Genomic DNA, 25,474 nt, shown 5'->3' with positions numbered 1-25,474 from the left:
CAACCAGCCTCAGCAGACACCCCAACTCCTCCGACAACGACACGGTCCCCGCAACTCCTCAACTCGAGGTGTTGCGAGGACCGCGTGAACCCGCCCACCCGGGAGGGGCCTTCTCAGTTCCCGGGGCGGAGGTCGTACGTCGCGCGGACGCCGGCCAGGATCACCCGGACGCCGTGGTCGAACTCCGCGTCCGGGTCCGCCGCGAAGAGGTCGACGACCATCCGCGCCGTCAACGGGTAGCGCTCGGCGTCGACGGACTGTCTGATCTCGTCCGTCTGGTACGGATTGCCGTCCGGGTAGTCGACACCGGTCTGCGCCTGCTCCTCGATGACGTAGCCGATCGTGTAGTGCAGCAGGAGCGGGAACACCCGCGTTACGTCACGCGCCGAGAACCCGGCGTCCTCCAGCGTGCGCAGCGTCAACTCGGTCACCCGCCACATGGAGTCGTCGCTGACGTTGGTGCCGGCGAGCACGCGGGCGCCGTCCCGGTACCGCAGCAGTGTCTTGCGCAGACGGCCAGCCAGCTCGGCCAGCCACTCCTGCCAGTCCGTCCCTCTTCGCGGCGCCTCCAGCCCGTCGACGGCGCTGACGAACAGCACGCGCGCCATCGCGTCGAGCAGCTCGCGCTTGTTCTTGACGTGCCAGTAGAGCGCCGGCGCCTGGACGCCGAGCGCGGCGGCCACCTTGCGCATGGTCAGGCCGTCGACCCCGCCGTCGTCGAGCAACGGTAGCGCCGCGGTGGCGATGGTCCTGGCGTCGAGCTTCACGTCGATCTCCTGTTCGTCCTTGACAAGCTTAACAACGTTTTGCTCTCCTTAACAGTGTTAAAGGAAATTGAAGGACGTTAAGGAGATGCTCATGGACGTGGTGATCGCGGGCGCCGGACCGACCGGGCTGATGCTGGCCGCCGAGCTGCGGCTGGCCGGGATGGACGTCGTGGTGGTCGATGCGCTCCCGGCCCGGACGGGCGAGTCGCGGGCGGGCGGCATTCACGCCCGCACGATGGAGATCTTCGACCAGCGCGGCCTGATGGACCGCCTGCTGCCGCTGGGACGGCCGATCCAGGCGGGCCACTTCGGTGGGCTGCGGATGGAGTTCGGCGACTTCCCGACCCGCTTCCCGTTCACGCTCGGCCTCGTGCAGGCGGTCATCGAACGTGAGCTCGAGGCCCATGCGACCGAGCTCGGCGCCGCCGTCCGCTGGTCCTCGCCGGTGGTCGGGATCCGTCAGGACGACGCCGGGGTCGAGGTCGAAGTAGGCGGCCCGGACGGCGGGCTGATCCGCTGCTCGTACCTGGTCGGGTGCGACGGCGGGCGCAGTACCGTCCGCAAGCTGGCCGGCATCGGGTTCGACGGCACGGACGCGACGATGGTCGGCATGCTCGCCGACGTCGAGCTGGCCGAGCCGCCGGCCGGCACGGTCTTCGGGCAGCGGCGCGGTCCCGGCGACTTCTCGGTGATCCAGTTCCAGCCGGGCTGGCACCGGCTGATGGTGCAGCGGTACGACCGGGTCCTGGATCGTGCGCACGAGCCGTCGTTCGAGGACTTCCGGGAATCCTTCCGCGAGGTCGCGGGCACCGACTTCGGGATGCACAGCCCGCGGTGGGTCTCGCAGTACGGCGACGCGGCACGGCAGGCCGACCGGTACCGCGAGGGGCGGGTGTTCCTGGCCGGGGACGCCGCGCACATCCACTTCCCGGCCGGCGGCCAGGGGCTGAACCTCGGCGTACAGGATGCGGTCAACCTCGGCTGGAAGCTCGCGGCCGTCGTACGCGGCCAGGCGCCGGGCGAACTGCTGGACAGCTACGAGGCCGAGCGTTTCCCGGTTGCTGCGCGCGTGCTGCAGAACACCCGGGCGCAGACCGCCCTGTCACGCCCCGGCGCGCACGTGAACGCGTTGCGCGAGACGTTCACCGGGCTGCTCACCGACGACGACGTGCGCTTCCGGGTCGGCCTGATGATCACCGCCCTCGACCTCGAGTACGACGTGAAGGGCGATCACCCGCTGACCGGACGCCGTGTCCCGGACGCGGACCTCACCGTCGCAGGCGACGCCACCCGCATCCATCACCTGCTGACCGCCGGCCAGCCCGTTCTGCTGGCCTTCGACGACAGCGCCGTACCGTCCGTCGACGGGTGGGCGGACCGCGTCGACCTCGTCCAGGCGCGGTGCGGCACCGAGCGCTGGACGATCCCCGGCGTCGGCGACGTGCCCGCGCCGGCCGCGGTACTGATCCGGCCGGACGGATACGTCGCCTGGGCCACGGACGAGCCGGACGCCGAGGGGCTGGACGAGGCGATGACGACCTGGTTCGGTCCCGCGACCGTCAGCGCAGCGTGTTGAACGAGTCGCGGATGATCTCCACCGCCTCTGCGGCTTCCTCCTCGGTCAGCGTCATCGGCGGCGCCATCCGGAGGACGTTGCCGTAGAGACCGCCCTTGCCGACCAGCAGACCGCGGTCCTTGGTCTCCTGCTGGAGCTTGGCGGTGGCGGCCGCGTCGGGGGCGTTGTCATCGGGCTTGACGATCTCGGCCGCGAGCATCAGGCCCTTGCCGCGGACGTCGCCGAGCTCGGGGAATTCGTCGGAGATGCCGCGCAGGCCGTCGGCGAGCTGCGCGCCGCGCTTGGCGGCGTTCGCCTGCAGGTCCTTGTCCAGCAGGTAGTCGATGGTGGCCTTCGCGGCGCTGGTCGAGATCGGGTTGCCGCCGAAGGTCGACAGCGAGTTCGCCTTGATGCTGTCCATCAGGTCGCCGCGCGCCACCACGCCGCCGATCGCGAACCCGTTGCCGAGCCCCTTCGCGAACGTCATCGCGTCCGGGACGACGCCGTGCGCCTGGATCCCCCAGAAGTGGTCGCCGGTCCGGCCCCACCCGGTCTGCACCTCGTCGGAGATGAACAGGATCCCGTACTCGTCCAGGACCTCCTTGAACGCGGCGTACAGGCCGTCGGGCGGTGAGGAGAACCCGCCGACGCCCTGGATCGGCTCCGCGATCAGGCAGGCGACGTCACCCGCGGTCGTGGTCTCGATGACGTTGCGCAGGTCGTCGACGCAGACCTTGACGTACTCGGCGTCGGGCAGGTCCCGGAACGGGCTGCGGTAGCGGTACGCGCCCTGCACGTACTGCACGTTCACCGGCGACAAGCTGCTCGCGGACCAGCCCCGGTTGCCGGTGATCGCGACGGTGCCGAACGCGCGGCCGTGGTACGAGTTGCGCATCGCCAGCACCTGGTTGGAGCGGCGGTTCTGGGTGGCGAGCAGCAGGGCCGTCTCGTTCGCCTCGGTGCCCGAGTTCGCGAAGAACACCTTCGCGTCCGGGATCCCGGACAGCTCGGCGATCTGCTCGGCGAGCTCGATCTGCTTGCGGATCAGGTACACGGTCGAGGTGTGCGCGATCCCGGACGCGAGCTGCTCACGGACCGCGTCGGAGATCTCCGCGATGTCGTACCCGATCGCGTTGGTGAGGATCCCCGCGAAGAAGTCCAGGTAGGTGTTCCCCTCACCGTCGGTGACCCGGCGGCCGGACCCCTGCACGATCTCGATCGGCTCCTCGTAGTACAACGCGAGCCAAGCCGGCATAACGGCCTTGTGACGCTCCCAGAGCTCCGCATGTGTCATGTCCAACCATTACCTCACCTGATAGAGCACGTCTATCGGGCCGGACAATCGCTAGTGTGCTCAGCGTGACGTTGCCGAGCATTCCGCATGTGGACATCGAGTCCCTGGAGCACTTCGACCGGCTGCTGGCCGCGGGCGCCACCGCGATGGCCGGGTGGCGGGTGCAGTCGGTGGATCTGACCGGGCGGACGGCGGAGCTGCTGATGCTGAAGCCGACCGGATCGGTGTTCCTCGGCTGCGCACTCGAGGACAAGGCCGAGCTGTGGATCCGCGACGGCGGCGGGCTGGTGTTCCCGGCGATCCCGGCGCTGCCGTTCGACGCGTACCGCGGGCGGCTGTACGACGCCGACGAGCTGTACGCCGGGATCGAGCACGGGTACGCCGCCACGCCCGACGCGCAGATCTACGCATGGTCCCGCCAGCACGACGAGCGGGGCGACACGAGCCGGACGCTTGCCGCCGCGCTGCACGACCACGCGATCGCGGACGCCCTGGCGGAGCTGCCCAACGGCAAGCCGTGGGTCGGCGTGATGGGCGGTCACGGCGTGCTGCGCGGCGACGACAACTACCGCGCCGCGGTGCTCCTCGGTCGTACGCTTGCCCGTCGCAACCAGATGGTCGTCACCGGCGGCGGGCCGGGCGCGATGGAGGCCGCGAACCTCGGCGCGTCACTGGCGTCGTACGACGATTCCGGTGTCGAGGCCGCGCTGGCCGAACTGGCCGCCGTACCGTCGTTCCGGCCGTCGATCGGCGCCTGGGCCGCAGCCGGGCTCAGCGTGCGCGCCCGCTTCCCCGGCGACGGCGGCGTGTCGATCCCGACCTGGTTCTACGGCCACGAGCCGCCGAACGTGTTCGCCGGGTCGATCGCGAAGTACTTCTCGAACGCTCAGCGCGAAGACGTCCTCCTCGGCCGCGCCCGCGGCGGCATCATCTACCTCCCCGGCGCCGCCGGCACAGTCCAGGAGGTCTTCCAGGCCGTCACCCCCAACTACTACGGCGACGCCGCCACCCAGATCCCGCTGATCCTGGTAGGCGTCGACCACTGGACGGTGCGACTCCCCGTCTGGCCGCTCCTGGAGTCCCTCGCCACCAGCCGCCCACTCGCACGGTCGATCCACCTCGTCGACACCATCGACGACGCCGTCGCCCTCGTCGGCTGAGAATGGTCTCCATGGGTGAGTTCGTGTTGGTACCGGGGGCTCGGCTGGGAGCCTGGGCTTGGGACGCCGTCGCGGAGAGGCTGCGGGACGGCGGGCATGCGGTGTACGCGGTGACGCTGAGCGGACTGGCGGAGCGGCAGGTGCCAGGCTCGGAGCGGATCGGGCAGCAACAGCACGTCGACGACATCGTCTCGGTGATCGAGGGCAACGACTTGTACGACGTGGTGCTGGTCGGGCACAGCTACTCGGGGATCCCGGTCGGGCAGGCAGCCGGGCAGATCGGAGACCGGCTGCGCCACGTCGTGTACGTCGACTCGAGCATTCCGGCTGACGGCCTCTCGTTCGCCGACGGGTGGTCAGGCGACGACAGGGCCTGGCTGGAGGAGCAACTGCTCGAAGGCGACGGCACCTGGCTGCCGGCCGGAGCGGAGCACTTCGTCGGCCAGGACCTGTCCGACGAGGCGGTCAGCCAGCTCGTGTCCCGCAGTACGCCGCACCCCGGCCTGACGCTGACGGAGCCCGCACGGCTGGCCAGACCGATCGGTGAGCTGCCCACGACGTACGTCAAATGCCTCATGGCAGGTGACGAGCCCGCTCCCGACGTACAGCAGGAGCTGAAGTCACCGCAGTGGCAGCTGGTCGAGATGCGGACCGGCCACTGGCCGATGCTCTCTCAGCCGGCCGAGCTGGCGAGAATCCTCGCGGCGGTCTGAGCCAGCGGTTTGGGTCAGGGTCTGGGTCAGCGGCCCGGGTCAGCGAACCAGTCAGGCGACCTGGCGCGGCGTGAACTGCATCTGCGGGGCGGCGTACGCGTCCTGCGACTCGACGAGCTGCAGTTCACGCTCCCCCGATTCGTGGGTGCGTGTGAGCAGGTCGAAGACGCTCGAGGTCGTCCGGGCGAGCGCCTCGGCCAGATCGCCGGTCCGGCGGTAGTGCGCCGTGAAGAGCGCTGCCGTCACGTCACCCGAGCCGTTCGCCTTCATCGGGATGTGTGGCGTCTGCACGAGCCAGGCGCCGCTGTCGTCGACGGCCAGCATCTCGATCGTGCCGTCCTCGCGGTCGGGACGCTCGACGCTGGTGACGAGCACCGTCCGCGGCCCGGTCGCGCGCACCAGCTCCACCGAGGCCAGCGTGGACTCGAGAGTGTCCGGCTCGGTGCCGGTCAGGAAGCCCAGCTCGAACTGGTTGGGTGTGATGATGTCGGCCGCCGGAACCACCCGGTCGCGCAGCAGCACCGGGATGGCGGGAGCGACGAAGCAGCCGGACTTCGCGTTCCCCATCACCGGGTCGCACGAGTACACCGCCGCCGGATTGGCCGCCTTGACCCGCTTGACCGCCTCCAGGATGACGTCGGCGATCCCCTCGCCGCCCTGGTAGCCCGACAGGACCACGTCGATCTGCGGCAGGACCCCGCGCTCCTCGATCCCGAGCAGGACCTCGCGCACGTCGTCCGGACTGATCAGCGGGCCCCGCCACGCGCCGTACCCGGTGTGGTTCGAGAAGTTCACCGTGTAGACCGGCAGCACCTCCACGCCGATGCGCTGGAGCGGGAACACAGCGGCCGAGTTGCCCACATGCCCGTACGCGACCGCGGACTGGATCGAGAGAATCTTCACCGCTCGATCATGCCGGTTCGGACCGGCGCCCGTGCAAGCGGGTCGGTTTGTCGGTGGGGTGGTCTACGGTGCGCAGCATGGCGAACTTTGTGTTGGTGCCGGGGGCGTGGCTCGGGGCGTGGGCCTGGGACGAGGTCGCGGGGGTGCTGCGAGCCGAGGGCCACGACGTGTATGCGGTGACCCTGAGCGGGCTGGCTGAGCGGCACGGCGAGGACGCGGGGCAGCAGCAGCATGTCGAGGACGTCGTGGCCGTGGTCGAGGACAACGACCTGCGCGACGTCGTGCTCGCCGGGCACAGCTACTCCGGGATCCCGGTGGGGCAGGCGGCGGGCCGGATCGGCGACCGGCTGCGCCGGGTGGTGTACGTCGACTCGAACATCCCGGCCGACGGGCAGTCCTTCGTGGACGGCTGGTCGGCGGAGGGTCAGGCCTGGGTCCGCGGCCAGATGGAGAGCGCCGACGGTTACTGGCCGCCGCTGACCGCGGAGGACTATGTCGGCCAGGACCTGTCCGACGAGAGCGTCGCGTTGATTCTGGAGCGCGGTACGCCGCATCCCGGCCGATCGATCACCGAGCCGGCTCAGTTGACCAAGCCGATCGGCGAGCTGCCCACGACGTACATCAAGTGCCTGATGGACGGGGCGACGCCCTCGTCGGCCGTGGTCGAGCAGCTCTCGTCCCCGTCCTGGGAGCTGCTGGAGCTGGACACGGGCCACTGGCCGATGTTCTCCCAGCCGGCCGCGCTCGCGAAGCTCCTCACCGAGCTCCGCTGAGCCATGCCTCCGCGGTGTCGAGGAACGCGTCGACCTCTTCGATGTCGTACCCCTCGGAGAGCCGCGTCGGGCTGAACTGCACCCCGCGGACTTCCTGCGTCGTCACCGGCCGGCTGACCGGGCGGCCGTTCACGGTCGCCATCACGCGGTCGACGAAATCGTCGACCTCGTCCACGGCGTACCCCTCACGCAGCCGGACCGTGGTGAACTGCGGCGCCGGACGTCCCCCGGGCTCCGCCGCGACCGCGGGCTCAGCCGCCGGTCGCCCGGGCAACCAGCGTTCTGCCTCGGCGAGGAAATCGTCGACGTCCTCGACCGGATACCCGGGCCCGAGCAGCGGCGTACGAAAGGCAGCACCGCGGATCTCATCGCGGGTGACGTCCGGCCCGACGGACCGGCGCTCGGCCGTCGCGAGGATGCGCGCCACCAAGGCGTCCACCTGGCCGCAGTCGTAGCGCTGCCCGAGCCGGCGCACCCGGAACTCGGGCTTCAGCATCAGGACTCGCTCGCGGCGAGCTGACCGCAGGCGCCGTCGATCTCCTGACCCCGGGTGTCGCGGACGGTGACCGGGATCCCGCCGGCCTCGAGGCGGCGGACGAACTCGCGCTCGTCGGCCGGGTCGGACGCAGTCCACTTGGAGCCCGGTGTCGGGTTCAGCGGGATCAGGTTGACGTGCACCCAGCCCCAGTCGCCGCGGGCGTTGAGCTTCTCGGCGAGCAGGTCGGCCCGCCAGGCGTGGTCGTTGATGTCGCGGATCATCGCGTACTCGATCGAGACCCGCCGCTTGGTCTGCCGCGCGTACCCCCAGGCCGCGTCCAGGACCTCGTCGACCTTCCAGCGGTTGTTGATCGGCACCAGCTCGTCGCGCAGCTCGTCGTCCGGCGCGTGCAGCGACAGCGCGAGCGTGACCGGGATCCCCTCGGTCGCCAGCTGGTTGATCCGCGGTACGAGCCCGACCGTCGACACGGTGACGCCGCGCGCGGAGATCCCGAGGCCTTCGGGCGACGGGTCCGTGAACCGCCGGACGGCGCCCATCACGGCCTTGTAGTTCGCCATCGGCTCGCCCATGCCCATGAACACGATGTTCGACACCCGGCCCGGGCCGCCGGCGATCTCGCCCCGGGCGAGCGCCCGGGCGCCGTCGACGACCTGCTCGACGATCTCGGCGGTCGTCATGTTGCGGGTCAGGCCGCCCTGGCCGGTCGCGCAGAACGGGCACGCCATCCCGCAGCCGGCCTGCGAGGACACGCACATCGTCGCGCGGCCCGGATACCGCATCAGGACGGACTCGACCAGCGAACCGTCGAGCAGTTTCCAGAGCGTCTTGCGGGTCTCCCCGTTGTCGCACTCCAGGTCGCGGACCCGGGTCAGCAGCGGCGGCATCAGGTCCGCCACCAGCTTGTCGCGGGTCGCGGCCGGCAGGTCGGTCATCTCGGCGGGGTCGGACACCAGCCGGGAGAAGTAGTGGTTGGACAGCTGCTTGGCGCGGAACGCGGGCTCGCCGAGCGCGGCCACCGCCGTCCGCCGTTCCTCCCCGGTGAGATCGGCCAGGTGCCGCGGCGGCTTCTTGGCACGGCGCGGCTCATCGAACACAAGAGGCAGGGAGGTAGACATAACCGACCTATTGTCGCCCGTCGGCAGGACGCTTCACAAATTCACATCCCATGACCCGCGTCACCCGGCCTGCGGTCGGAGTGCCCGAGTTTGCGGTCCGGAGCGATCCGGTCCCGCACCAGCTGCTTCAGGAACGGGATCTCGGCGAACCCGCCCTCGGCCTTCCGCGACCACAACAGCTCCCCGTCGAGGCTGACGTCGAAGACTCCCCCGGTCCCCGGCACGAGCGCCACTTCGCCGAGCTCCTTCGGGAAGGTCGTCAGCAGCTCCTGCGCGGTCCACGCCGCCCGCATCAGCCACCGGCACTGCGTGCAGTACTCGATCTCCAACCGCGGCGCTCGACTCACGCCCTCACCGTACCGGCCGACGTTGTGCACCAGATCCGTGTCTCAGCGCGGTCGCCGTACGCGGACCTGGTGCACAAAGCGGGCGTCAGGCCGAGTAGCCCTTCGGCGGGATGAGGGTGGCCAGTTGGTTGAAGGTCAGCCAGTACGTCGCGGTAGGCGCGAAGCCGGCCGGGTCGGCGATCAGGACGGTCTGGTCGCTGTCGTCGTACCCGATCACCGTGAAGTAGTGGTAGATCGTGTAGTTCGGGTAGCCCGGCGGGTGGTTGCTCGCCGGGGCGACGATGTTGGCGACGATCGGGTAGTTGTTGTTGATGTCGAGGACGACGTCGCGCCAGAGCAGGTCACGCTGCGCCTGGGTGGGCGGGTCGTTCGGCATCTCCTTGGTCTCGTACCAGCCGGTGCCGAGGTGGTTGTTGAGCACCCGGGTGACCTGACCGATCCAGTCGGTGCCGTTGGTCGTGGTGGGCAGCTCGTTGGCCAGTTGCTGCTGGCTCGGCGGGGAGATCCGGGCCGAGAGCGCGATCCGGGTCGCGGCCGGGCCGCACCAGTAGCCGGTCTGCTGATACTGGAAGTCGATGTTCAGAGTCTTGAGGGTCTGCGTCGAGTAGCCGAGCTTCGGGACCGGCTTGCTCGCCGCGATCGCTTCCGCGGACACAGCCTGTGCTGCAGCTTGCGGTGCGGCGGTGGCCGCGTTCACCGGAAGCGCTGCGGCCATGATGAGGGCGAGACCGCACAGGGCGGCCTTGAACTTCGTCGTGGGAATCATGTCGGCTCCTCACTGGACGACCGGGGCGGATCGTCCGGTTTGATCCTGACACGACGTGTTGCGGTGTGGTGAAAAAATCACCAACCCTTTTCAGATCAGTCGAAAGGCTCGATGAACTCGCGGACCAGCCAGCGCACCGCCCGCTCCGGGTACGGCCGGGGCAGCGACAGGACGATGTGGTCGAAGCCGAGGCCGACGGCCTTCCGTACGATCTCGCGGGTCCCGGCCGGGTCGTCGTACGAGACGATCTGCTGCAGCGAGCGGCTGATCGTCGACGGGTCGCGTCCGATCCGCTCGCATTCCAGATCCAGACGGCGGGCCCGATCGGCCAGCGTGTCGAGGTCGGTGTGCGGCGGGCCGCTGATGTTCCAGATGTCGGCGTACTCCGCGATCAGCCGCATCATCCGGTTTCCCCAGCCGCCGATCAGCAGCGGCGGGCCGCCGGCCTGGACCGGCTTCGGCGCGCTGCGGGTGCGCTCGAGTGTGTAATACCGGCCGTCGAAGTCGAACTCGTCCTCGCTCCACATCAGGCGCAGGATCTCGATCGTTTCACGCAGCCGCTCGACCCCCTCCCCAGGCGGCACGAGCGTCAGCCCGTAGGCGGCGTACTCCTCGATCGCGGGATTCGGGCCCGTGGGTTGGTGGGTGCCGCCGGCGCCGAGACCCATCACCAGGCGGCCGCCGGAAATCACGTCCAGGGTGCCGGCGATCTTGCCGAGGACGGCCGGCGGGCGGATCCGGTTGCTCGTGACCAGCAGGCCGAGACGGAGCCGGCTGGTCTGCGCGGCGAGCGCGGTCAGCAGGGTCCAGCCCTCGAGGACGTCGCCGTTCTTCGGGCCGGCGAGCGGGAGGAAGTGGTCCCACAGCCAGGCGTCGCGGATTCGCGGCTCCTCGTCCGCCTCCAGCCAGACGCGGCGGATGTCGGCGTACGGGACGTGCATCGGGGTGGTCTTCAGACCGAACGTCAGTTCCATAATCGTCAGGATAACTGATGATCAGGGCAACTGACGATCAGTTGCCCGGTAGATTTGACGTATGGCTGACCGGCTCGGGTACCTGCTGAAACACGTCCTCGCGCAGCTGACCGAGGCGCAGACCGCGGCCTTGGCGCCGTACGGCGTGACCGGGCGGGACCTGGCCGTGCTGTCGGCGATCGCGGCCGGCGAGCCGCTGTCCCAACTGGAGGTTGCGGCCCGGCTGCGGGTGGACCGGACGTCGATCGGCGACCTGCTCGACGGACTCGAGGACCGCGGGCTCGTCGAACGCCGGCGCCGCGCCGAGGACCGGCGGCGGAACGTCGTCGCACTGACGCCGCAAGGCGAGTCGACGTTCGCTTCGGCCGAGCGGATCCGCCTGGAGGTGGAACGGGAGTTCCTCGCTCCCCTCCCGGACGGCGCGCGGTTCCGCGAAGAGTTGCGGCTGCTGCTGGGGGAATGACGGCTCCAGCGCGTCAGTTGGACTCTGCATGCTCTCCGTGCCGCTGTCAGTCCTGGACCGCTCGCGGACGCGGGCCGGCGAGTCCGAGGCGGAGACACTGCGGGCGACCGTCGATGTCGCTCAGCAGGTGGAAGAGCTTGGTTTCAAGCGTTTCTGGGTGTCGGAGCACCACAGCGTGCCAGGAGTGGTCGGCTCCGCGCCGACAGTGCTGGCCGCGGCTGTTGCCGCCCGCACGGACCGGATCCGGGTCGGCACCGGCGGCGTGATGCTGCCGAACCACAACCCGCTCGTCGTGGCGGAGCAGTTCGGCGTACTGGAGTCGTTGTCCCCGGGCCGGATCGACATGGGGCTCGGGCGCTCGGTCGGCTTCACCAACGGCGTACGGCGCGCGCTCGGTGTCGGCAAGGACGCGGCGGAGGACTTCACCGCGCAGGTACAGGAGCTCCTCGGGTACCTCGCCGGCACGTCGGACGTCCACGCCCGACCAGGCGAAGGGCTGCACATCCCGCCGTTCATCCTGGCCGTCGGTGAGGGCGCCTCCATCGCGGCGACGCTGGGCCTGCCTTTGGTGCTGGCCGCGCGCCCCGACTCGGCCGCGCTGCTCGAGGACTACCGGAGCACGTTCCGGCCGTCCGCCTGGGCGTCCGAGCCGTACGTCATCCTTGCTGTCACCGCCGCGATCGCCGATTCCACCGAGGCCGCGCGGCAGCTCTTGTTGCCCGAGGCATGGTCAGCGGCGTACTCGCGGACCCGTGGCGTGTTCCCCCCGCTGCAGCCCGACGTGCCGGAGTCGATGACCGCGCGGGAGCAGGAGTTCTTCGAGAACGCGCTCCGCGGCCAGATCTACGGAACGCCCGCGGACGTCGACGAAGCGCTCGGCGAGCTGGTACGACGGACCGCGGCGGACGAACTGCTGATCACCACGAACACCTTCGACCGTGGCGCGTTACTGGCGAACTACGCCGCGCTGGCGAAGCTCACCGGCTGATCCGGTCCTCCAGCCGCTTCCGCACATCCGGCCACGCGTCGGCCAGGATCGAGAACACCACCGTGTCGCGGAACGAGCCGTCGGCCATCAGCATGTGCCGGCGCAGCACGCCCTCCCGGGTCGCGCCGAGCTTGGCGATCGCCGCCTGGGAGCGGGTGTTCTTCGATCCGGTCTGGATCTTCACGCGACCGAATCCGCACACCTCGAAGGCGTGCTCGAGCAGCAGCAGCTTCGTGGCCGGATTCACCGCCGTACCCCAGACAGCCGGCGCGTACCCCGTCCAGCCGAGGTGGATTCGCTCGTTCAGCACGTCGACGTCGCCGAGGCTCGACGTACCGACGACGGTGCCGTCGGCAACCAGTCGGACGACGTACGCGAACCGCTTGGCCGCGGCCGGGATCCACTTCGCGCGCATCTCGTCCGCGCTCGCCGGCATCGCGGCCGGCCCGCCGCCGAACCCACCGGCGTACACCTGCTCGTTGCCGATCGCGGCATACAGCTCGTCGATGTCGGATTCCTGCATCCGATCGAGCCGCACGACGTCGCCGACCAGCGACCGTCCGTCCGGAGCAACGGTCATGGTTTCACCAGCAGATGAAGGAGCAGCCAGACGATCGGCGCTGTCGCGAGCAGGGAGTCCAGCCGGTCCATCACGCCGCCGTGACCGGGCAGCAGGTTCGACATGTCCTTGATGCCCAGGTCGCGCTTGATCATCGACTCGCCGAGGTCGCCGACCGTCGCGGTCACCACCGCGACCGCGCCGACGATCGCGCCGGCCCACCAGTCACCGTCCAGCAGGAAGACGACGGACGCGATCCCGGCCCCGATACACGCGAGCGTCGAGCCGGCGAAGCCCTCCCAGGACTTCTTCGGACTGATCGTCGGCGCCATCGGATGCTTGCCGAACAGCACGCCCGCGACGTAGCCACCGACATCGCTCGCGACCACGACCAGGAAGAACGTCACCACGCGCCCCGGCCCGTCCGCCTCCGGCTGCACCAGCAGGATCGCGAACCCGGCGAGCAGCGGAACGTAGCCGATCAGGAACACCCCGGCGCTCACGTCCCGGACGAACCCGACCGATCCACCCGGCATCCGCCAGAAGATCGTCCCGAGGACGGTGATGCCGAGCGCCACGAGCAGCGCCATCGGTCCACCGAAGTACGCCGCCACGAGCATGGCCGCCGTACCGGCGAACAGCGGGACCCGCGGGATCACCGCGCCGCCGGTGCGCAGCGCCTTCATCATCTCGTCGACCGCGACCAGGACGACCACCAGCACGAGAACGACGAACAGGACCTTCTGCCAGTACAGCGATCCGAGGATCAGGGCGCCGAGCCCGACCCCCACCGCGATCGCCGCAGGCAGATTACGCCCGGCACGGCTCGGGCTGGGGCTCGGCGCAGGCGTGCTCTCGACGCCCATCACACCTCGAGCAGTTCGGCTTCCTTGTGCTTGAGCAGCTCGTCGATGGAGTCGACGTACTTCTTCGTCAACCCGTCGAGCCGCTTCTCAGCACTCTTGCCCTCGTCCTCGCCGGCGTCGCCGTCCTTGACGGTCTTGTGCACCTGGTCCATGGCGTGCCGGCGGATGTTGCGCATCGAGACCTTGGCTTCCTCGGCCTTGGTCTTCGCGACCTTGATGTACTCCTTGCGCCGCTCCTCGGTCAGCTGCGGCATCACCACCCGGATCACCGCGCCGTCGTTGCCCGGGTTCACGCCCAGGTCCGAGTCGCGGATCGCCTTCTCGATCGCCGCCATCGCACCCTTGTCGTACGGCGAGATCAGCACGGTCCGGGGCTCCGGCACCTGGAAACCGGCCAGCTGCTGCAGCGGAGTCGGGCTGCCGTAGTAGTCGGCCAGGATGCTCGCGAACATCTGCGGGTGCGCCCGGCCGGTGCGGATCGCGGCGAAGTCGTCCTTCGCAACCTCCACGGCCTTGGCCATCTTCTGCTCGGCATCGCGGAGAGCTTCGTCGATCACGACATTCCTCGCTTCCTCAGGCCGCATCGGCGCGGCCGGTCCTACTTCGCCTGTGTCCAACGATCCTAGTGGTACGCCGTGCTACGCCCGGTTATTGCCCCCGGGAGACGACAGTACCGATCTTCTCGCCGTGGATCACCCGGGCGATGTTGCCCTCCTCGAGACCGAAGATGACGATCGGCAGGGCGTTGTCGCGGGCCAGGCTGATCGCGGTGGCGTCGGCGACCCGGAGCCCGCGGGCCAGGAAGTCGTCGTACGACAGCTGGTCGAACTTCACCGCGTCCGGGTTCTTCTTCGGGTCGGAGTCGTAGACGCCGTCGACACCCTGCTTGCCCATCAGCAGGGCCTCGGCGCCGACCTCCAGCGCCCGCTGGGCGGCGACCGTGTCGGTGGAGAAGTACGGCATGCCGGAGCCGGCGCCGAAGATCACCACGCGGCCCTTCTCCAGGTGCCGCTCCGCCTTGCGCGGGATGTACGGCTCCGCGACCTGGCCCATCGTGATCGCGGTCTGCACCCGGGTCTCGATGCCGAGCTTCTCCAGGAAGTCCTGCAGCGCCAGGCAGTTCATCACGGTGCCGAGCATGCCCATATAGTCGGCGCGGTTGCGCTCCATCCCGCGCTGCTGGAGCTCGGCGCCGCGGAAGAAGTTGCCGCCGCCGACCACCACGGCGACCTGGACGCCGGACCGGGCCACGTCGGCGATCTGCTTGGCGATCGAGTTCACCACGTCGGGGTCGACGCCGAGCTTGCCGCCGCCGAACACCTCACCCGAGAGTTTCAGCAGCACCCGGTGATAGGCGGGCGAGAACGGCGAAGAGGCCGGACTCGTCTCGGTACCCAGGGTTTCCGTCACGATTCCGGCCTCCTCGTTCGTTGACTGTGTGCTCAGATCCTTCGCGGGATCAGGCGCCGACCTCGAAGCGGGCGAACCGCTTCACGGTGACACCGGCCTCGTCGAGCACAGCCTTCACGGACTTCTTGTTCTCCGTGACCGACGGCTGCTCCAGCAGCACGACGTCCTTGAAGAACCCGTTCACCCGGCCCTCGACGATCTTCGGCAGGGCGCCTTCCGGCTTGCCCTCCTCGCGCGCGGTCGCCTCGGCGATGCGCTTCTCGTTCTCGACCGTCTCGGCCGGGACCTCGTCGCGGGTGGTGTACAGCGGGCGCATCGCGGCGGCCTGCATGGCGGCGCCCCGGGCAGCCTCGACGTCGTCGCCCTCGAACTCGACGAGCACGCCGACCTGGGCCGGCAGGTCCGCGGCCCGCTTGTGCATGTACGCCGTGACCTTGCCGTCGAAGACGGCCACCTTGCCGAGCTCCAGCTTCTCGCCGATGACGGCGGCCAGCGCCTCGATGTTCTCGGCGACCGACTTGCCGTCGGTGAGCTTCTCGTTGAGCAGACCCTCGACGTCCCCGACCTTGCTCGCCGCGGCGTGCGCGACGATGTCGGCGGCGAGCTGCTGGAACTGCTCGTTCTTGGCGACGAAGTCGGTCTCGCAGTTCAGCTGGACCAGCGCGTTCTCCGCCGCGGCCACCAGGCCGTTGGTGGCGGACCGCTCGGCGCCACGCTTCTGGGCCTTGGCCGCGCCCTTGATGCGCAGCTCCTCGATGGCCTTCTCGAAGTCGCCGTCGGTGGCCTCGAGCGCCTTCTTCGCGTCCATCATGCCCGCGCCGGTGGTGTCGCGGAGCTTCTTCACGTCAGCGGCGGTGTAGTTCGCCATTCCTCGTTCTCTCGTCTTGTCTGGTGCGGCTGGGTGGACGGGCTGCCCGCAAGGCCCCGCTTCGAGGCCTCGCGGCGTAGCCCGGCGCCGCCCGGCGTGAACCGGGCGGCATACGGGCTGTCAGGCCTCGTCGGCCTTCGGCGCCTCGTCGGCCTTCGGCGCGTCGACGGCCGGGGTCTCCTCGACGGCCGGGGTCTCCTCGGCCTTGGCCTCGGTCACCACAGCGTCGGTCGCGACCGGCTCGGTCAGCACGTCGGTCGCCGGGGCAGCCTCAGCGGCGTCGGTCGCCGGGGTGGCCTCGGCGGCCTTCGCCTCAGCGCCGCTGTTCTGGCTCTCCAGCAGCTCGCGCTCCCAGGCGGCCAGCGGCTCCTCCTGGCCCAGCTCCTCACCGGCCGCGGCGGCGCCCTGGCCCGAGCGGCCCATCAGGCCGTCGGCGACGGCGTCGGCGACCACGCGGGTCAGCAGGCCGACCGAGCGGATGGCGTCGTCGTTCCCCGGGATCGGGTAGTCGACCTCGTCCGGGTCGCAGTTGGTGTCCAGGATGCCGATGATCGGCAGCTTCAGCTTGCGCGCCTCGTCGACGGCGAGGTGCTCCTTCTTGGTGTCCACGATCCACACGGCGGCCGGAACCCGGGCCATGTCGCGGATACCGCCGAGGGTCTTGAGCAGCTTGTCGTGCTCGCGACGCTTCTGCAGCAGCTCCTTCTTGGTGACACCGGAGGCGGCGACGTCGTCGAAGTCGATGAGCTCGAGCTCCTTGAGGCGCTGGAGCCGCTTGTTCACGGTCTGGAAGTTCGTCAGCATGCCGCCCAGCCAGCGCTGGTTCACGTACGGCATCCCGACCCGGGTCGCCTGCTCGGCGATCGCTTCCTGCGCCTGCTTCTTGGTGCCGACGAACAAGATCGCGCCGCCGGACGCCACGGTGCTGCGGACGAACTCGTACGCGCGGTCGATGTAGGACAGCGACTGCTGCAGGTCGATGATGTAGATGCCGTTGCGCTCGGTGAGGATGTAGCGCTTCATCTTCGGGTTCCAGCGCCGGGTCTGGTGCCCGAAGTGCACGCCGCTCTCGAGCAGCTGCTTCATGGTCACGACGGCCATGAGGTGTCTCCTTATTGCGACCCGGGTCGTCCCGGGTCTACTCGGTTGTCTCGCCTCGGATCGGATGATCCGCAGCTCCTGATGCCCGTCGCGCGACTCCGCCCGGATCACTCCGGGACCGCTGGAACCGACGCACTTGTGCGGGCATGCGTAGTCGCCCCACCTGGGTGTGGCGCCACCGGAAGTGTACGGGACCACGGCCGCCGGACGCGAACCGGCCCTCGTTGTCCACAATTCCGGATTCGGCCGGTCGAATCCGGCCCCGACCACGGCATCTTCCCTGGCATGACCCTCGCCGTCCTGACCCTCGCCGCCCTCCCACCCACACCCCCTGCCGTCTGGCCGTTACAGCCGCGCCCCGAGATCGTGCGCGGCTTCGAGCTACCCGCGAAACCCTGGCTCCCCGGCCACCGCGGCGTCGACCTCGCCGGCCGCATCGGCCAGCCCGTCCTCGCCGCCACTCCCGGCCGAGTCACCTACGCCGGCCCGCTCGCCGGCCGTGGCGTCGTCACGATCACGACCGGCCCCCGCCGTACGACGTACGAACCGGTCGTCCCCGAGGTCGCCGTCGGAGCCACCGTCACCACCGGCACCGTCATCGGCCGCCTGTCCGCCGCTGACTCGCATTGCCTGCCCCGAGCCTGCCTGCACTGGGGCCTCCTGCAGGGCAAGCGGTACCTGAATCCCCTCACCCTGCTCCCCCGCCGCCCGATCCGCTTACTTCCGCTCGCCGCCCAACCAGCCGTCAACTCAGTCGGCAACCCAGCTGACAAACCGGCAGGCGACCCGCCCGACGGCAGCCGGCGCGCGGCCAAGCTCGTCATCGCCGCCACGGCAGCGCTCACGCTGACCGCCGGCCTGCTGATCAGGCGTGAATAGGGCTCATTCGTGCGGCAGGTTCAGCTGCCACGACACCCCGTACCGGTCGTTCACCCATCCGAACTTCTTGCTGAACCCGTAGTCCCCCAGCGGCATCAGCTCGCCGCCACCCTCGCTCAACGCGCCGTACAACCGCTCGAGCTCTGCCTCGTCCCTGCAGTCCACGAACAACGACATCGAAGGAGTGAAGGTGAAGCCATGATGCAGGTAGCTGTCACTGCACATGAACTCCTGCCCGGCCAGCCGGAAGACGGCGACCATCACGGAGCCCTCGGGCCCCGGCCCCTCGGCGCCGTACTTGACCATCGACACGACCTCGGCATCGTCGAACAGCGACTGGTAGAAGCTCATCGCCTTCTCCGCGCCGCCCTCGAACATGAGGAACGTCTTGATCTGCTGCATCGCCCATCTCCCTCAGTCATGGCTTATATAAGCCACGACTGTAACACTGGATCAGCTCCCGGGGACCCGGGCCTGCCAGGCGTCCTCGTCGCGCGAGCGGCGCTCCACGCCGGCCGGCAGCTTGTTCTTGGCGAGATCGACCAGCGTGGTGTTCTCGAGGACGTCCCGCAGACTGGCGCGCGCTGCGATCCAGACGCGCTGCAGGACGACCGCATGCTCGTTGTACGTCACGCTTTCCGGCCGGACGCCGGAGATGCTCACGATCGGGCCGTCGACAGCCCGCATCACGTCGGCGACGGAGATCTCGTTCGGGTCGACGGCCAGCCGCCAGCCGCCCGACTGCCCACGCTGGCTCGACAGCACGCCGGCCCGGCGCAGGTCGGCGAGGATGCCCTGGAGGAACCCGTGCGGAATGCCCTGCGCCCGGCTCAGTTCCTCGGCCGACACCACCGCCGGGTCGCCCGCGACCCATCGCTGGGTGATCTCGATCAGAGCTCGCAACGCATAGTCAGACTTCGCCGAAACCCGCATGTCCCGCAGTCTGCCGCATCCCGGCGCCCACACGCCGCATCACCCGCGAACATCCCTCGGCCCGAACACCCCGAGCGCATGCCCTCAGGCCCGCGGATGGGCCTGCTGGTAGGCCTGCCGAAGGCGATCGGTGGAGACGTGGGTGTAGATCTGCGTGGTCGCGAGCGACGCGTGCCCGAGGAGTTCCTGGACGCTCCGCAGGTCCGCGCCGCCCTCGAGAAGATGCGTGGCCGCGGTATGACGCAGTCCGTGCGGACCGAGATCGGGCGCGTCGACGACGGCGATCCGCTGGTGCACCATCCGCCGGACGGTCCGCTGGTCGATCCGGCCGCCACGCGCCCCGAGAAAGGCCGCCAGCCCACTCCCCTCGCGCACCAGCTTCGGCCGCGCCTCGAACAGCCATCGCTCGAGCGCCTGCCCGGCCGGCACGCCGTACGGGACCGACCGCTCCTTCCGCCCCTTGCCGAAGACTCGTACGACGCGACGTTCCCGGTCGACGTCGTCGACATCGAGGGCGCACAGCTCGCCGACGCGAATACCCGTTGCGTAGAGCAACTCCATGATCGCGAGATCCCGCAGCCCGACCGGACTGCCGTCGTCCGCCGCGACTCCGGCTGCGTCGAGCACGGCCCGGGTGTCGGCCTCGCCGAGCACCCCGGGGAGGCTCTTGTGCGCCTTGGGGCTCGCCAGCAGCGCTCCCGGATCCGTATCGATGCGCCCGGTCCGCTGCGCCCACGCGGTGAACACCCTGGCGGCCGTCGCACGGCGAGCCATCGTGCTGCGGGATTTCCCCAGGCTTTGCTGTTTGGCCAGCCAGGACCGTAATCCCCGGATGTCCAACTGCCCGAGATCATCGTGACCAAGCCGAATCAAATGTTCGAGTAAATCCGCGACGTCTCCGATGTAGGCTCTCACCGAGTGAGTGCTGAGGTCTCTTTCCGCCGTCAGATGCCTTTCGTAGTCAGCCAGTAACGCAGCGAAACCCTCCGGCCAGGAACGGTTTCCACTGACTTCGCCCGGCGTCATGCCTCGACGATGCGTGAGGTGGCCCGGCATCGCAAGCCACCGCGCGGACGCCGAGCAGAGGAGGTCTGGTCGATAGCCCAACGGTCGACTACTGTTCGGCCCGATTGCCCTAGTAGCAACGGAGGCACCCCTGACCATGGCCCCCTCAGCGAACGGACAGACCGTAGGCCGGCGCCTGCCGGTCGAGTCGGCGTTCACTCGAGTCGAGGATGCGCGGCACCGTCTGCCGCGCCTGTTCGGTCGTCGCGACCTGGTCGTACTCGGCCTGGGCGTGATGATCGGCTCCGGCATCTTCAGCATCAGCGGCGTCCAGGCGGCGAATGTCGCCGGACCGGCAGTGATTCTGTCGTTCGTCATCGCCGCGATCGTCTGTGTGCTGGCCGCGGCCTGTTACGCCGAGCTGTCGTCCACGATCCCGGTTTCCGGTAGCGCTTATACGTTCAGCTATGTCACCTTCGGCGAGGCGTGGGCGTGGCTGGTCGGCTGGGCACTGGTCCTCGAGCTCGTCACCGCGGCGGCGATCGTCGCCCGCGTCTGGTCGGCATATTTCCTGGCCACCCTGGACGGATTCGGAGTGACGCTGCCCGAAGGTGTGGCGCAGTTCTTCGGTCCCGAGGCCAAGGTGAACCTCGTCGCCCCGCTGCTGCTGCTGATCCTCACCGCGCTGATCGTGACCGGCACCAAGCTGTCGGCCCGGGTGCTGACCGTCGTCGTGATCGCGAAGGTCGCGGTGATCCTGCTGGTGGTGATCGTCGGTGCCGCGCACATCAACATGGACAACTACCACCCGTTCGTCCCGCCGGCCCGAGCAGCGCCCGCGACCGCGAGCCCGACGTTGCTGGGCTGGATCCTGGACTCGTCGTTCGGTTCGTTCGGGACGATGGGCATCTTCACCGCCGCGAGCACGATCGTGTTCGCCTACATCGGCTTCGACCTGATCGCGACCGCGTCCGAGGACGCCCGCAGCCCGCGCAAGACCGTTCCGCAGGGCATGCTGCTCGGCGTCGGCGCCGTGACGATCCTCTACATCGCGATGGCCGTCGTCCTGGTCGGCATGCGCCCGTACGGCAAGCTCGGCGGCGGCGCACCCGTCTCCGAAGCCCTGGCCGCGGTCGGGGTCGGATGGGCCGCGAAGGTGGTCAACCTGGGCGCCTTGCTTGCGTTGATGACCGTCATCATGGTGGTCCTCATCGCGCAGAGCCGGGTCCTGTTCAACATGGGCCGCGACGGCCTGCTCCCGAAGAGCCTCGGCCGGGTCAGCCGGGTCTACTCCTCCCCCGCCCGCGCCGCAACGGCCGCCGGCATCGCCGCAGTCGCCCTCACGCTCTACCCGAAGGTCCTGGAGCTTGAGGAACTGCTGGTCATCGGAGCCCTGTTCTGCTTCGCATTCTGCGCCATCGGCGTGCTCACCCTGCGCCGCTCCGAGCCCAACCTGGAGCGCGGCTTCCGGGTGCCGATGGTCCCGCTGATCCCCCTCCTGTCGCTGGCCGCGACGGTCTGGCTGATGCTCAACCTGAAGATCAGCACCTGGACCAAGTTCGGCGTCTGGATGGTCATCGGCATCGCGATCTACGGCCTCTACGGCCGCTGGCACAGCCGCCTCGCCAACGAGGACAGCTGGGACTTCGACCTCGGCGACACCGACCCCGGAACCGGCGGCTTCCAAGCCATCCGCGACCACGACCGCCCCACCGAACTCCGAGCCATCCGCACCCCACCCGAAGCACCCCAAAAACCCACCCGCGGCAAACACATGCGCAACTAACCACCCACCAACCGCCACGCATCCGCAGACAATCAGGCCGACGCGTCAACTGGTGACCGCGTTGGCCGTAGGTGGCCACGGCACAGCCCCGGCCAGACCAAGCCACCGACCAACCTGCCACGCCAGAAGCGCCCGGCGGTCGTAGACCGAACCGCCAATCATCACGCGCACCTTGAACACACCGCCACAGGCGACCTAACGTGACGCCCTCGCCCGCGCCCGGGCGCCGCGCCGATCCCCTCCTCCGGCGACGCCCCCGCCTAGCCCTCGCCATTCGCCTGGCCACGCCCCCGCCTCGCCCCACACCCTGCACCTGGCCACAGTCCGTCCGGCCACCGCCCCACCTCACCCAGCCATCGCCGCGCCCCCACCTTTCATCTGACCACGCCCAGGCCCCCACACCCTTCACCTGGCCACAGTCCGTCCGGCCACCGCCCCACCTCACCCAGCCATCGCCGCGCCCCCACCTTTCATCTGACCACGCCCAGGCCCCCACACCCTTCACCTGGCCGCGGTCCGTGCGGCCACCGCCCCGCCTGGCCCGGCCACCGCCCCGCCTTCGCCGGGCCACGCCCCTGCCCCGCCCCACACACTTCCCCGGCCGCGGTCCGCCGGGCCACCGCCCCAGCCACCGCCTCGCCGCACCTTTCACCTGACCACACCCCGCCCGCCCACGGCCCCTCGTCGCCTGGCCACGCCCCGCCCGGCCACCGCCCCGCCTTCGCCGGGCCACGCCCCCGCCTCGCTCCGCACCTCCGCGTCGCCCCACACACTTCCCCTGGCCACGGTCCGCCCGGCCACCGCCCGCCTCGCCTGGCCACGGCCCGGATGTCCTCCGGCCGACCCGCCGCGTAGCTGCGGACGTTGCTGCTCGCCCCGGCCGCCGACCTGCACCGCCGTCTCGCGGGCTCTTCGCTGCGGACGAATGCACCGCCCGAGATCTGGAAAGGGCGCAGCGCCCAGGCACTGGGAAAGGCGCGCACCGCACGCCCCAGGAAGAACGCGCGCCGCCCACGCCCCAGGAAGGAAGCGCACCGCCCAGGCTCCGGGAAGAACGCGCACCCGCCCATACCCCGGATGGGACGCGCAGCGCCCAGGATCTGGGAAGAGCGCAGCGGTCAGGGTTTGGGGATGGCGCGCAGGGCGATCTCCACCGTGGCGTACAGGCTTGCACGGTCGGCACCGGCGGCGGCGTGGACCGCGTTTCCCTCGCTCACGGTCATCACGTAGCGCGCGAGGTCGACCGGGTCGGTGTCGGCGGGCAGGTCGCCCTCGTCGACCGCGCGGGCCAGGCGCTCGGCCAGCTGCTGCTCGCCGGCCAGGCGGCTCGTGGCCAAGAACTGCGCCACCTGACCGTTGTCGCTCCCGCCGGCCAGGCCGCCCTGGATCGAGAGACAGCCTGCCGGGCGGCCGGGCTGTGTCAGCGCATCCGCGTTCGCCTTCAAGAACCTTTCGACGGTCGAGTACGCGGTCGGCTCCGCGAGCGCCTCCCGGGCGTACGCCATGTCGTGCTCCGCGTAGCGCGCAACGGCCCGGCGGAACAGTTCCTCCTTGTTGCCGTAGGCCGCGTACATGCTCGGGCGGTTGATCCCCATCGCGTCGGTCAGATCGGCCAGCGACGCGCCCTCGTAGCCGTGCTCCCAGAACACCTCGATGGCCCGGTCGAGCGCCGCGTCCGGGTCGAAGGCCCGCGGCCGTCCTCGTGTCTTCACCGTCACACCACTGATTCTAACCGTTCGGTACAGAAGTATCCCGGAAGGTGCTAACGTTCCTTTCCATACCGAACGGTACATAATTTGGAGGATCGCCATGAAGCACGTAGGGCTCTGGAGCATGCGGTTCCGGGGCCACCCGGCGCTGCCCGATCTCGAGGCCGCCGGCTGGGACACCTTCTGGATTCCGGGTCTCGACGGCACGGGCGCCCTGGACGACGTCGAGCACCTGCTCGAGGCCGCGCCGCACAGCACGATCGTCACGGGCGTCCTGAACATCTGGGGTCAGTCACCGCAAGAGCTGTCGAACAGGGTCGCCGGACTCGACGCCTCCCGACTGTTGGTTGGACTCGGCATCGGCAACGCCGCCGGCGCTGCCTCGCGTGGCCAGGACTACGGCAACCCCATCACGTCGATGAGCCGCTACCTCGACCAGCTCGACATCCCCGCCGATCGCCTGCTGCTCGGCGCCCTCGGGCCCAAAATGATCGATCTGGCGATTGCCCGTACCGCCGGCTGGCATCCGTTCCTGGTCACGCCCACCTACGTGGCCCGCGAACGTGCTCGCGTCGGCAAGGGCCCGCTGATCGCACCACATCAGGCCGTGGTGCTCGAAACCGATCCAGACAAGGCGCGAGCGATCGCCCGCGCGGAGATCGGCATGTTCATCGGCTTTCCGGCGTACCGCAACAACCTGCGTCGCCTGGGCTTCACCGACCAGGACCTGGTCCCCGGCGGCAGCGACCGCCTGATCGACGCTCTGGTCGCGCACGGCGACATCGCCGAGATCCGCGACCACGTCCGCGCACACGTCGAGGCCGGCGCCGACCACGTGGCCCTGCACGTCCTGGGGTCCGACTCCCTCCTTCCCACCCACCTTTCCGAACTCACCAAGGAGAACTTCTGATGGGACAGCTCGACGGCAAGACCGCCCTCGTCACCGGCGCCACCTCTGGCATCGGTCTCGCGTCCGCCCGCTTGCTGGCCAGCGAGGGCGCACACGTCTTCGTGACCGCCCGGCGGAAGGAAGCCCTGGACGCCGTGGCCTCCGACACCATCACCCCGATCCAGGCCGACGTCTCCAACCTCGACGACCTGGACAGCGTCTACGCCGCGATCTCCGCCCGCGGCCAGGGCCTGGACATCCTCTTCGCCAACGCCGGTGGCGGCGAGTTCTCGGCCCTGCCCGATGTCACCTGGGACCACTATGCGACGACCTTCAGCACCAACGTGGGCGGCACGATCTTCACCGTGCAGAAGGCCTTGCCGCTGCTCAACCCCGGCGCGTCGGTGATCCTGACCAGCTCCAACATCGACGTCAAAGCCGCGCCCGCCTTCAGCATCTACGCCGCCACCAAGGCCGCCGTACGCTCGTTCACCCGCAGCTGGGCGGCCGAGCTGGTCGAGCGCGGCATCCGCGTCAACGCCATCGCCCCCGGCCCGATCAACACGCCTGGCCTCTCGGGCCTTGCCACCAGCCCCGAGGACGCCGCCCAACTCCTGAAGGGGCTCGCGTCAGGCGTCCCGATGAACCGCCTGGGCGCCCCCGACGAGATCGCCACCACGGTCCTGTTCCTGGCCACGCCGGCCAGCGCCTACATGACCGGCGCCGAAATCTACGTCGACGGCGGCGCCAGCCAGGTCTGACCCCGACGACAGCCCTGTCGCCCAGAACGCCCGCCGACGGCGAGCTCTTGGAACAACCGCCGGAGGCCAACCGCTGACGCAACAACCGCCAGCGGCGAACCCACTGCGGCGGCGTCAGCTATCGGCGGCGCCACCGACACCGACGACGAACCCACGGCGGGGCGGCAACTGGTGGCAGTCCACCGCCGTCAGCGCCGCGACGCTAGCCGGCAGGCTCGTCCGAATCGGGTCAACCAGTGAACGTCGCCAGGTCAGCGGCCGAGGCAACCACGTGCCGCACGCCACGACGTGCCTGGTCGGCGGGAAGCTTGTCGAGCGCGGGAGCGACCCCGGCTCGGACTGACCGCGGGCCGGGCGCAGGCCGGGCGGGTACGTTCGACCGCCACGACGT

28 protein-coding genes are annotated in these 25,474 nt (G+C 69.7%); 10 read left to right on the top strand and 18 right to left on the bottom strand.

Features of this window, described 5'->3' with window-relative positions; genetic code table 11:
* Positions 1 to 113: 113 nt before the first annotated feature.
* Positions 114 to 767 carry a TetR/AcrR family transcriptional regulator C-terminal domain-containing protein gene (locus AB0I12_RS18765; protein WP_359930885.1) on the bottom strand — a complete coding sequence of 218 codons (654 nt, stop codon included), beginning with the start codon at positions 765 to 767 and terminating at the stop codon, positions 114 to 116.
* 91 nt (positions 768 to 858) lie between these two features.
* Between AB0I12_RS18765 and AB0I12_RS18760 the strand changes: the two genes are divergently transcribed.
* Positions 859 to 2,343, top strand: coding sequence for an FAD-dependent monooxygenase (locus AB0I12_RS18760; RefSeq protein ID WP_359930882.1), 1,485 nt, complete (start codon positions 859 to 861; stop codon positions 2,341 to 2,343).
* On the opposite strand, the gene AB0I12_RS18755 is transcribed toward AB0I12_RS18760, so the two are convergent.
* Entirely contained in the window at positions 2,327 to 3,616 is a 1,290-nt protein-coding gene (locus AB0I12_RS18755; RefSeq protein ID WP_359930880.1) for an aspartate aminotransferase family protein, read from the bottom strand. The two genes, AB0I12_RS18760 and AB0I12_RS18755, sit on opposite strands and share 17 nt — an antisense overlap.
* Positions 3,617 to 3,681: 65 nt before the next feature.
* On the opposite strand from AB0I12_RS18755, the gene AB0I12_RS18750 reads away from it, so the two are divergent.
* Together AB0I12_RS18750 and AB0I12_RS18745 are read left to right on the top strand one after the other, a co-directional pair.
* A complete protein-coding gene (locus tag AB0I12_RS18750; protein WP_359930877.1) occupies positions 3,682 to 4,776 on the top strand; it encodes an LOG family protein in 1,095 nt (364 codons plus the stop codon).
* Between the two features lie 11 nt (positions 4,777 to 4,787).
* Positions 4,788 to 5,489 carry an alpha/beta hydrolase gene (locus AB0I12_RS18745; RefSeq protein ID WP_359930874.1) on the top strand — a complete coding sequence of 234 codons (702 nt, stop codon included), beginning with the start codon at positions 4,788 to 4,790 and terminating at the stop codon, positions 5,487 to 5,489.
* 51 nt (positions 5,490 to 5,540) lie between these two features.
* Here the strand turns inward: AB0I12_RS18745 and pdxY are convergent, their stop codons facing one another.
* Positions 5,541 to 6,392, bottom strand: a complete 852-nt coding sequence (pdxY, locus tag AB0I12_RS18740) for a pyridoxal kinase PdxY (RefSeq protein WP_359930871.1) — start codon at positions 6,390 to 6,392, stop codon at positions 5,541 to 5,543.
* Between the two features lie 77 nt (positions 6,393 to 6,469).
* Between pdxY and AB0I12_RS18735 the strand changes: the two genes are divergently transcribed.
* Entirely contained in the window at positions 6,470 to 7,165 is a 696-nt protein-coding gene (locus AB0I12_RS18735) for an alpha/beta fold hydrolase (protein WP_359930868.1), read from the top strand.
* Here AB0I12_RS18735 and AB0I12_RS18730 read toward each other — a convergent pair.
* From AB0I12_RS18730 to AB0I12_RS18710, 5 genes are all read right to left on the bottom strand, one after another.
* Entirely contained in the window at positions 7,149 to 7,661 is a 513-nt protein-coding gene (locus tag AB0I12_RS18730; RefSeq protein WP_359930865.1) for a DivIVA domain-containing protein, read from the bottom strand. The two genes, AB0I12_RS18735 and AB0I12_RS18730, sit on opposite strands and share 17 nt — an antisense overlap.
* Positions 7,661 to 8,779, bottom strand: coding sequence for a 23S rRNA (adenine(2503)-C(2))-methyltransferase RlmN (gene rlmN, locus AB0I12_RS18725; protein WP_355483639.1), 1,119 nt, complete (start codon positions 8,777 to 8,779; stop codon positions 7,661 to 7,663). The genes AB0I12_RS18730 and rlmN overlap by 1 nt, the downstream gene beginning before the upstream one ends.
* Before the next feature lie 41 nt (positions 8,780 to 8,820).
* A complete protein-coding gene (locus AB0I12_RS18720; protein WP_359930862.1) occupies positions 8,821 to 9,126 on the bottom strand; it encodes a SelT/SelW/SelH family protein in 306 nt (101 codons plus the stop codon).
* Positions 9,127 to 9,211: 85 nt separating this feature from the next.
* The gene (locus tag AB0I12_RS18715) at positions 9,212 to 9,892 is read right to left on the bottom strand and encodes a C39 family peptidase (protein WP_359930859.1); all 681 of its coding nucleotides are present in this window, start codon (positions 9,890 to 9,892) and stop codon (positions 9,212 to 9,214) included.
* Between the two features lie 95 nt (positions 9,893 to 9,987).
* Positions 9,988 to 10,866, bottom strand: coding sequence for an LLM class flavin-dependent oxidoreductase (locus tag AB0I12_RS18710; RefSeq protein ID WP_359930857.1), 879 nt, complete (start codon positions 10,864 to 10,866; stop codon positions 9,988 to 9,990).
* A 61-nt stretch (positions 10,867 to 10,927) separates the two neighbouring features.
* On the opposite strand from AB0I12_RS18710, the gene AB0I12_RS18705 reads away from it, so the two are divergent.
* Complete coding sequence (locus AB0I12_RS18705; protein WP_359930854.1) at positions 10,928 to 11,329, top strand: MarR family winged helix-turn-helix transcriptional regulator; 402 nt, start codon at positions 10,928 to 10,930, stop codon at positions 11,327 to 11,329.
* A gap of 28 nt (positions 11,330 to 11,357) precedes the next feature.
* Positions 11,358 to 12,317 carry an LLM class flavin-dependent oxidoreductase gene (locus AB0I12_RS18700; protein ID WP_359930851.1) on the top strand — a complete coding sequence of 320 codons (960 nt, stop codon included), beginning with the start codon at positions 11,358 to 11,360 and terminating at the stop codon, positions 12,315 to 12,317.
* Here the strand turns inward: AB0I12_RS18700 and AB0I12_RS18695 are convergent.
* From AB0I12_RS18695 to rpsB, 6 genes are all read right to left on the bottom strand, one after another.
* A complete protein-coding gene (locus AB0I12_RS18695) occupies positions 12,307 to 12,897 on the bottom strand; it encodes a GNAT family protein (RefSeq protein ID WP_359930848.1) in 591 nt (196 codons plus the stop codon). The two genes, AB0I12_RS18700 and AB0I12_RS18695, sit on opposite strands and share 11 nt — an antisense overlap.
* Positions 12,894 to 13,742 carry a phosphatidate cytidylyltransferase gene (locus tag AB0I12_RS18690; RefSeq protein ID WP_359930845.1) on the bottom strand — a complete coding sequence of 283 codons (849 nt, stop codon included), beginning with the start codon at positions 13,740 to 13,742 and terminating at the stop codon, positions 12,894 to 12,896. The genes AB0I12_RS18695 and AB0I12_RS18690 overlap by 4 nt, the downstream gene beginning before the upstream one ends.
* Positions 13,742 to 14,296: a ribosome recycling factor gene (gene frr, locus AB0I12_RS18685; RefSeq protein WP_355699360.1), complete on the bottom strand. Its 555-nt coding sequence runs from the start codon at positions 14,294 to 14,296 to the stop codon at positions 13,742 to 13,744. Before frr ends, AB0I12_RS18690 begins: the two co-directional genes overlap by 1 nt.
* 94 nt (positions 14,297 to 14,390) lie before the next feature.
* Complete coding sequence (gene pyrH / locus AB0I12_RS18680) at positions 14,391 to 15,152, bottom strand: UMP kinase (RefSeq protein ID WP_355699286.1); 762 nt, start codon at positions 15,150 to 15,152, stop codon at positions 14,391 to 14,393.
* A 49-nt stretch (positions 15,153 to 15,201) separates the two neighbouring features.
* Complete coding sequence (tsf, locus tag AB0I12_RS18675; RefSeq protein ID WP_359930842.1) at positions 15,202 to 16,020, bottom strand: translation elongation factor Ts; 819 nt, start codon at positions 16,018 to 16,020, stop codon at positions 15,202 to 15,204.
* A 120-nt stretch (positions 16,021 to 16,140) separates the two neighbouring features.
* Positions 16,141 to 17,121 (bottom strand): 30S ribosomal protein S2, encoded by a 981-nt coding sequence (gene rpsB, locus AB0I12_RS18670; RefSeq protein ID WP_359930839.1) that lies wholly within the window; start codon positions 17,119 to 17,121, stop codon positions 16,141 to 16,143.
* Between the two features lie 285 nt (positions 17,122 to 17,406).
* Between rpsB and AB0I12_RS18665 the strand changes: the two genes are divergently transcribed.
* Positions 17,407 to 18,000 (top strand): M23 family metallopeptidase, encoded by a 594-nt coding sequence (locus AB0I12_RS18665; protein ID WP_359930836.1) that lies wholly within the window; start codon positions 17,407 to 17,409, stop codon positions 17,998 to 18,000.
* 3 nt (positions 18,001 to 18,003) lie between these two features.
* Here AB0I12_RS18665 and AB0I12_RS18660 read toward each other — a convergent pair whose 3' ends face one another.
* The 3 genes from AB0I12_RS18660 to AB0I12_RS18650 all read right to left on the bottom strand — a co-directional run bounded on the left by AB0I12_RS18660 (position 18,004) and on the right by AB0I12_RS18650 (position 19,959).
* A complete protein-coding gene (locus tag AB0I12_RS18660) occupies positions 18,004 to 18,402 on the bottom strand; it encodes a VOC family protein (RefSeq protein WP_359930833.1) in 399 nt (132 codons plus the stop codon).
* A 51-nt stretch (positions 18,403 to 18,453) separates the two neighbouring features.
* Entirely contained in the window at positions 18,454 to 18,933 is a 480-nt protein-coding gene (locus AB0I12_RS18655; protein ID WP_355483615.1) for an Rrf2 family transcriptional regulator, read from the bottom strand.
* 84 nt (positions 18,934 to 19,017) lie between these two features.
* Positions 19,018 to 19,959 (bottom strand): tyrosine recombinase XerC, encoded by a 942-nt coding sequence (locus AB0I12_RS18650; RefSeq protein WP_359930829.1) that lies wholly within the window; start codon positions 19,957 to 19,959, stop codon positions 19,018 to 19,020.
* Positions 19,960 to 20,095: 136 nt separating this feature from the next.
* On the opposite strand from AB0I12_RS18650, the gene AB0I12_RS18645 reads away from it, so the two are divergent.
* Entirely contained in the window at positions 20,096 to 21,724 is a 1,629-nt protein-coding gene (locus tag AB0I12_RS18645) for an amino acid permease (RefSeq protein ID WP_359930826.1), read from the top strand.
* 1,118 nt (positions 21,725 to 22,842) lie between these two features.
* Here AB0I12_RS18645 and AB0I12_RS18640 read toward each other — a convergent pair.
* Positions 22,843 to 23,442 (bottom strand): TetR/AcrR family transcriptional regulator, encoded by a 600-nt coding sequence (locus tag AB0I12_RS18640; RefSeq protein ID WP_359930823.1) that lies wholly within the window; start codon positions 23,440 to 23,442, stop codon positions 22,843 to 22,845.
* Positions 23,443 to 23,533: 91 nt separating this feature from the next.
* On the opposite strand from AB0I12_RS18640, the gene AB0I12_RS18635 reads away from it, so the two are divergent.
* On the top strand, positions 23,534 to 24,343 hold the full coding sequence (locus AB0I12_RS18635; protein ID WP_359930820.1) for a TIGR03620 family F420-dependent LLM class oxidoreductase: 810 nt from the start codon (positions 23,534 to 23,536) through the stop codon (positions 24,341 to 24,343).
* A complete protein-coding gene (locus AB0I12_RS18630) occupies positions 24,343 to 25,083 on the top strand; it encodes an SDR family oxidoreductase (protein WP_359930817.1) in 741 nt (246 codons plus the stop codon). The genes AB0I12_RS18635 and AB0I12_RS18630 overlap by 1 nt, the downstream gene beginning before the upstream one ends.
* The last annotated feature ends 391 nt before the right edge of the window (positions 25,084 to 25,474 follow it).

This window comes from Kribbella sp. NPDC050459 (genome assembly GCF_040655315.1).
Classification (GTDB): Bacteria; Actinomycetota; Actinomycetes; order Propionibacteriales; family Kribbellaceae; genus Kribbella.
The sequence above is the reverse complement of the archived record's forward strand: the minus strand, read 5'-3'. Positions and strand labels throughout refer to the sequence as shown.

Coding starts and splice junctions, on each gene's coding strand:
- AB0I12_RS18760 (WP_359930882.1), top strand. CDS start 859: ATGGACGTGGTGATCGCGGGCGCCGGACCGACCGGGCTGATGCTGGCC.
- AB0I12_RS18755 (WP_359930880.1), bottom strand. CDS start 3,616: ATGACACATGCGGAGCTCTGGGAGCGTCACAAGGCCGTTATGCCGGCT.
- AB0I12_RS18745 (WP_359930874.1), top strand. CDS start 4,788: ATGGGTGAGTTCGTGTTGGTACCGGGGGCTCGGCTGGGAGCCTGGGCT.
- AB0I12_RS18735 (WP_359930868.1), top strand. CDS start 6,470: ATGGCGAACTTTGTGTTGGTGCCGGGGGCGTGGCTCGGGGCGTGGGCC.
- AB0I12_RS18730 (WP_359930865.1), bottom strand. CDS start 7,661: ATGCTGAAGCCCGAGTTCCGGGTGCGCCGGCTCGGGCAGCGCTACGAC.
- rlmN (WP_355483639.1), bottom strand. CDS start 8,779: ATGTCTACCTCCCTGCCTCTTGTGTTCGATGAGCCGCGCCGTGCCAAG.
- AB0I12_RS18715 (WP_359930859.1), bottom strand. CDS start 9,892: ATGATTCCCACGACGAAGTTCAAGGCCGCCCTGTGCGGTCTCGCCCTC.
- AB0I12_RS18710 (WP_359930857.1), bottom strand. CDS start 10,866: ATGGAACTGACGTTCGGTCTGAAGACCACCCCGATGCACGTCCCGTAC.
- AB0I12_RS18705 (WP_359930854.1), top strand. CDS start 10,928: ATGGCTGACCGGCTCGGGTACCTGCTGAAACACGTCCTCGCGCAGCTG.
- AB0I12_RS18700 (WP_359930851.1), top strand. CDS start 11,358: ATGCTCTCCGTGCCGCTGTCAGTCCTGGACCGCTCGCGGACGCGGGCC.
- AB0I12_RS18695 (WP_359930848.1), bottom strand. CDS start 12,897: ATGACCGTTGCTCCGGACGGACGGTCGCTGGTCGGCGACGTCGTGCGG.
- AB0I12_RS18690 (WP_359930845.1), bottom strand. CDS start 13,742: ATGGGCGTCGAGAGCACGCCTGCGCCGAGCCCCAGCCCGAGCCGTGCC.
- tsf (WP_359930842.1), bottom strand. CDS start 16,020: ATGGCGAACTACACCGCCGCTGACGTGAAGAAGCTCCGCGACACCACC.
- rpsB (WP_359930839.1), bottom strand. CDS start 17,121: ATGGCCGTCGTGACCATGAAGCAGCTGCTCGAGAGCGGCGTGCACTTC.
- AB0I12_RS18665 (WP_359930836.1), top strand. CDS start 17,407: ATGACCCTCGCCGTCCTGACCCTCGCCGCCCTCCCACCCACACCCCCT.
- AB0I12_RS18660 (WP_359930833.1), bottom strand. CDS start 18,402: ATGCAGCAGATCAAGACGTTCCTCATGTTCGAGGGCGGCGCGGAGAAG.
- AB0I12_RS18655 (WP_355483615.1), bottom strand. CDS start 18,933: ATGCGGGTTTCGGCGAAGTCTGACTATGCGTTGCGAGCTCTGATCGAG.
- AB0I12_RS18650 (WP_359930829.1), bottom strand. CDS start 19,959: ATGACGCCGGGCGAAGTCAGTGGAAACCGTTCCTGGCCGGAGGGTTTC.
- AB0I12_RS18645 (WP_359930826.1), top strand. CDS start 20,096: ATGGCCCCCTCAGCGAACGGACAGACCGTAGGCCGGCGCCTGCCGGTC.
- AB0I12_RS18635 (WP_359930820.1), top strand. CDS start 23,534: ATGAAGCACGTAGGGCTCTGGAGCATGCGGTTCCGGGGCCACCCGGCG.
- AB0I12_RS18630 (WP_359930817.1), top strand. CDS start 24,343: ATGGGACAGCTCGACGGCAAGACCGCCCTCGTCACCGGCGCCACCTCT.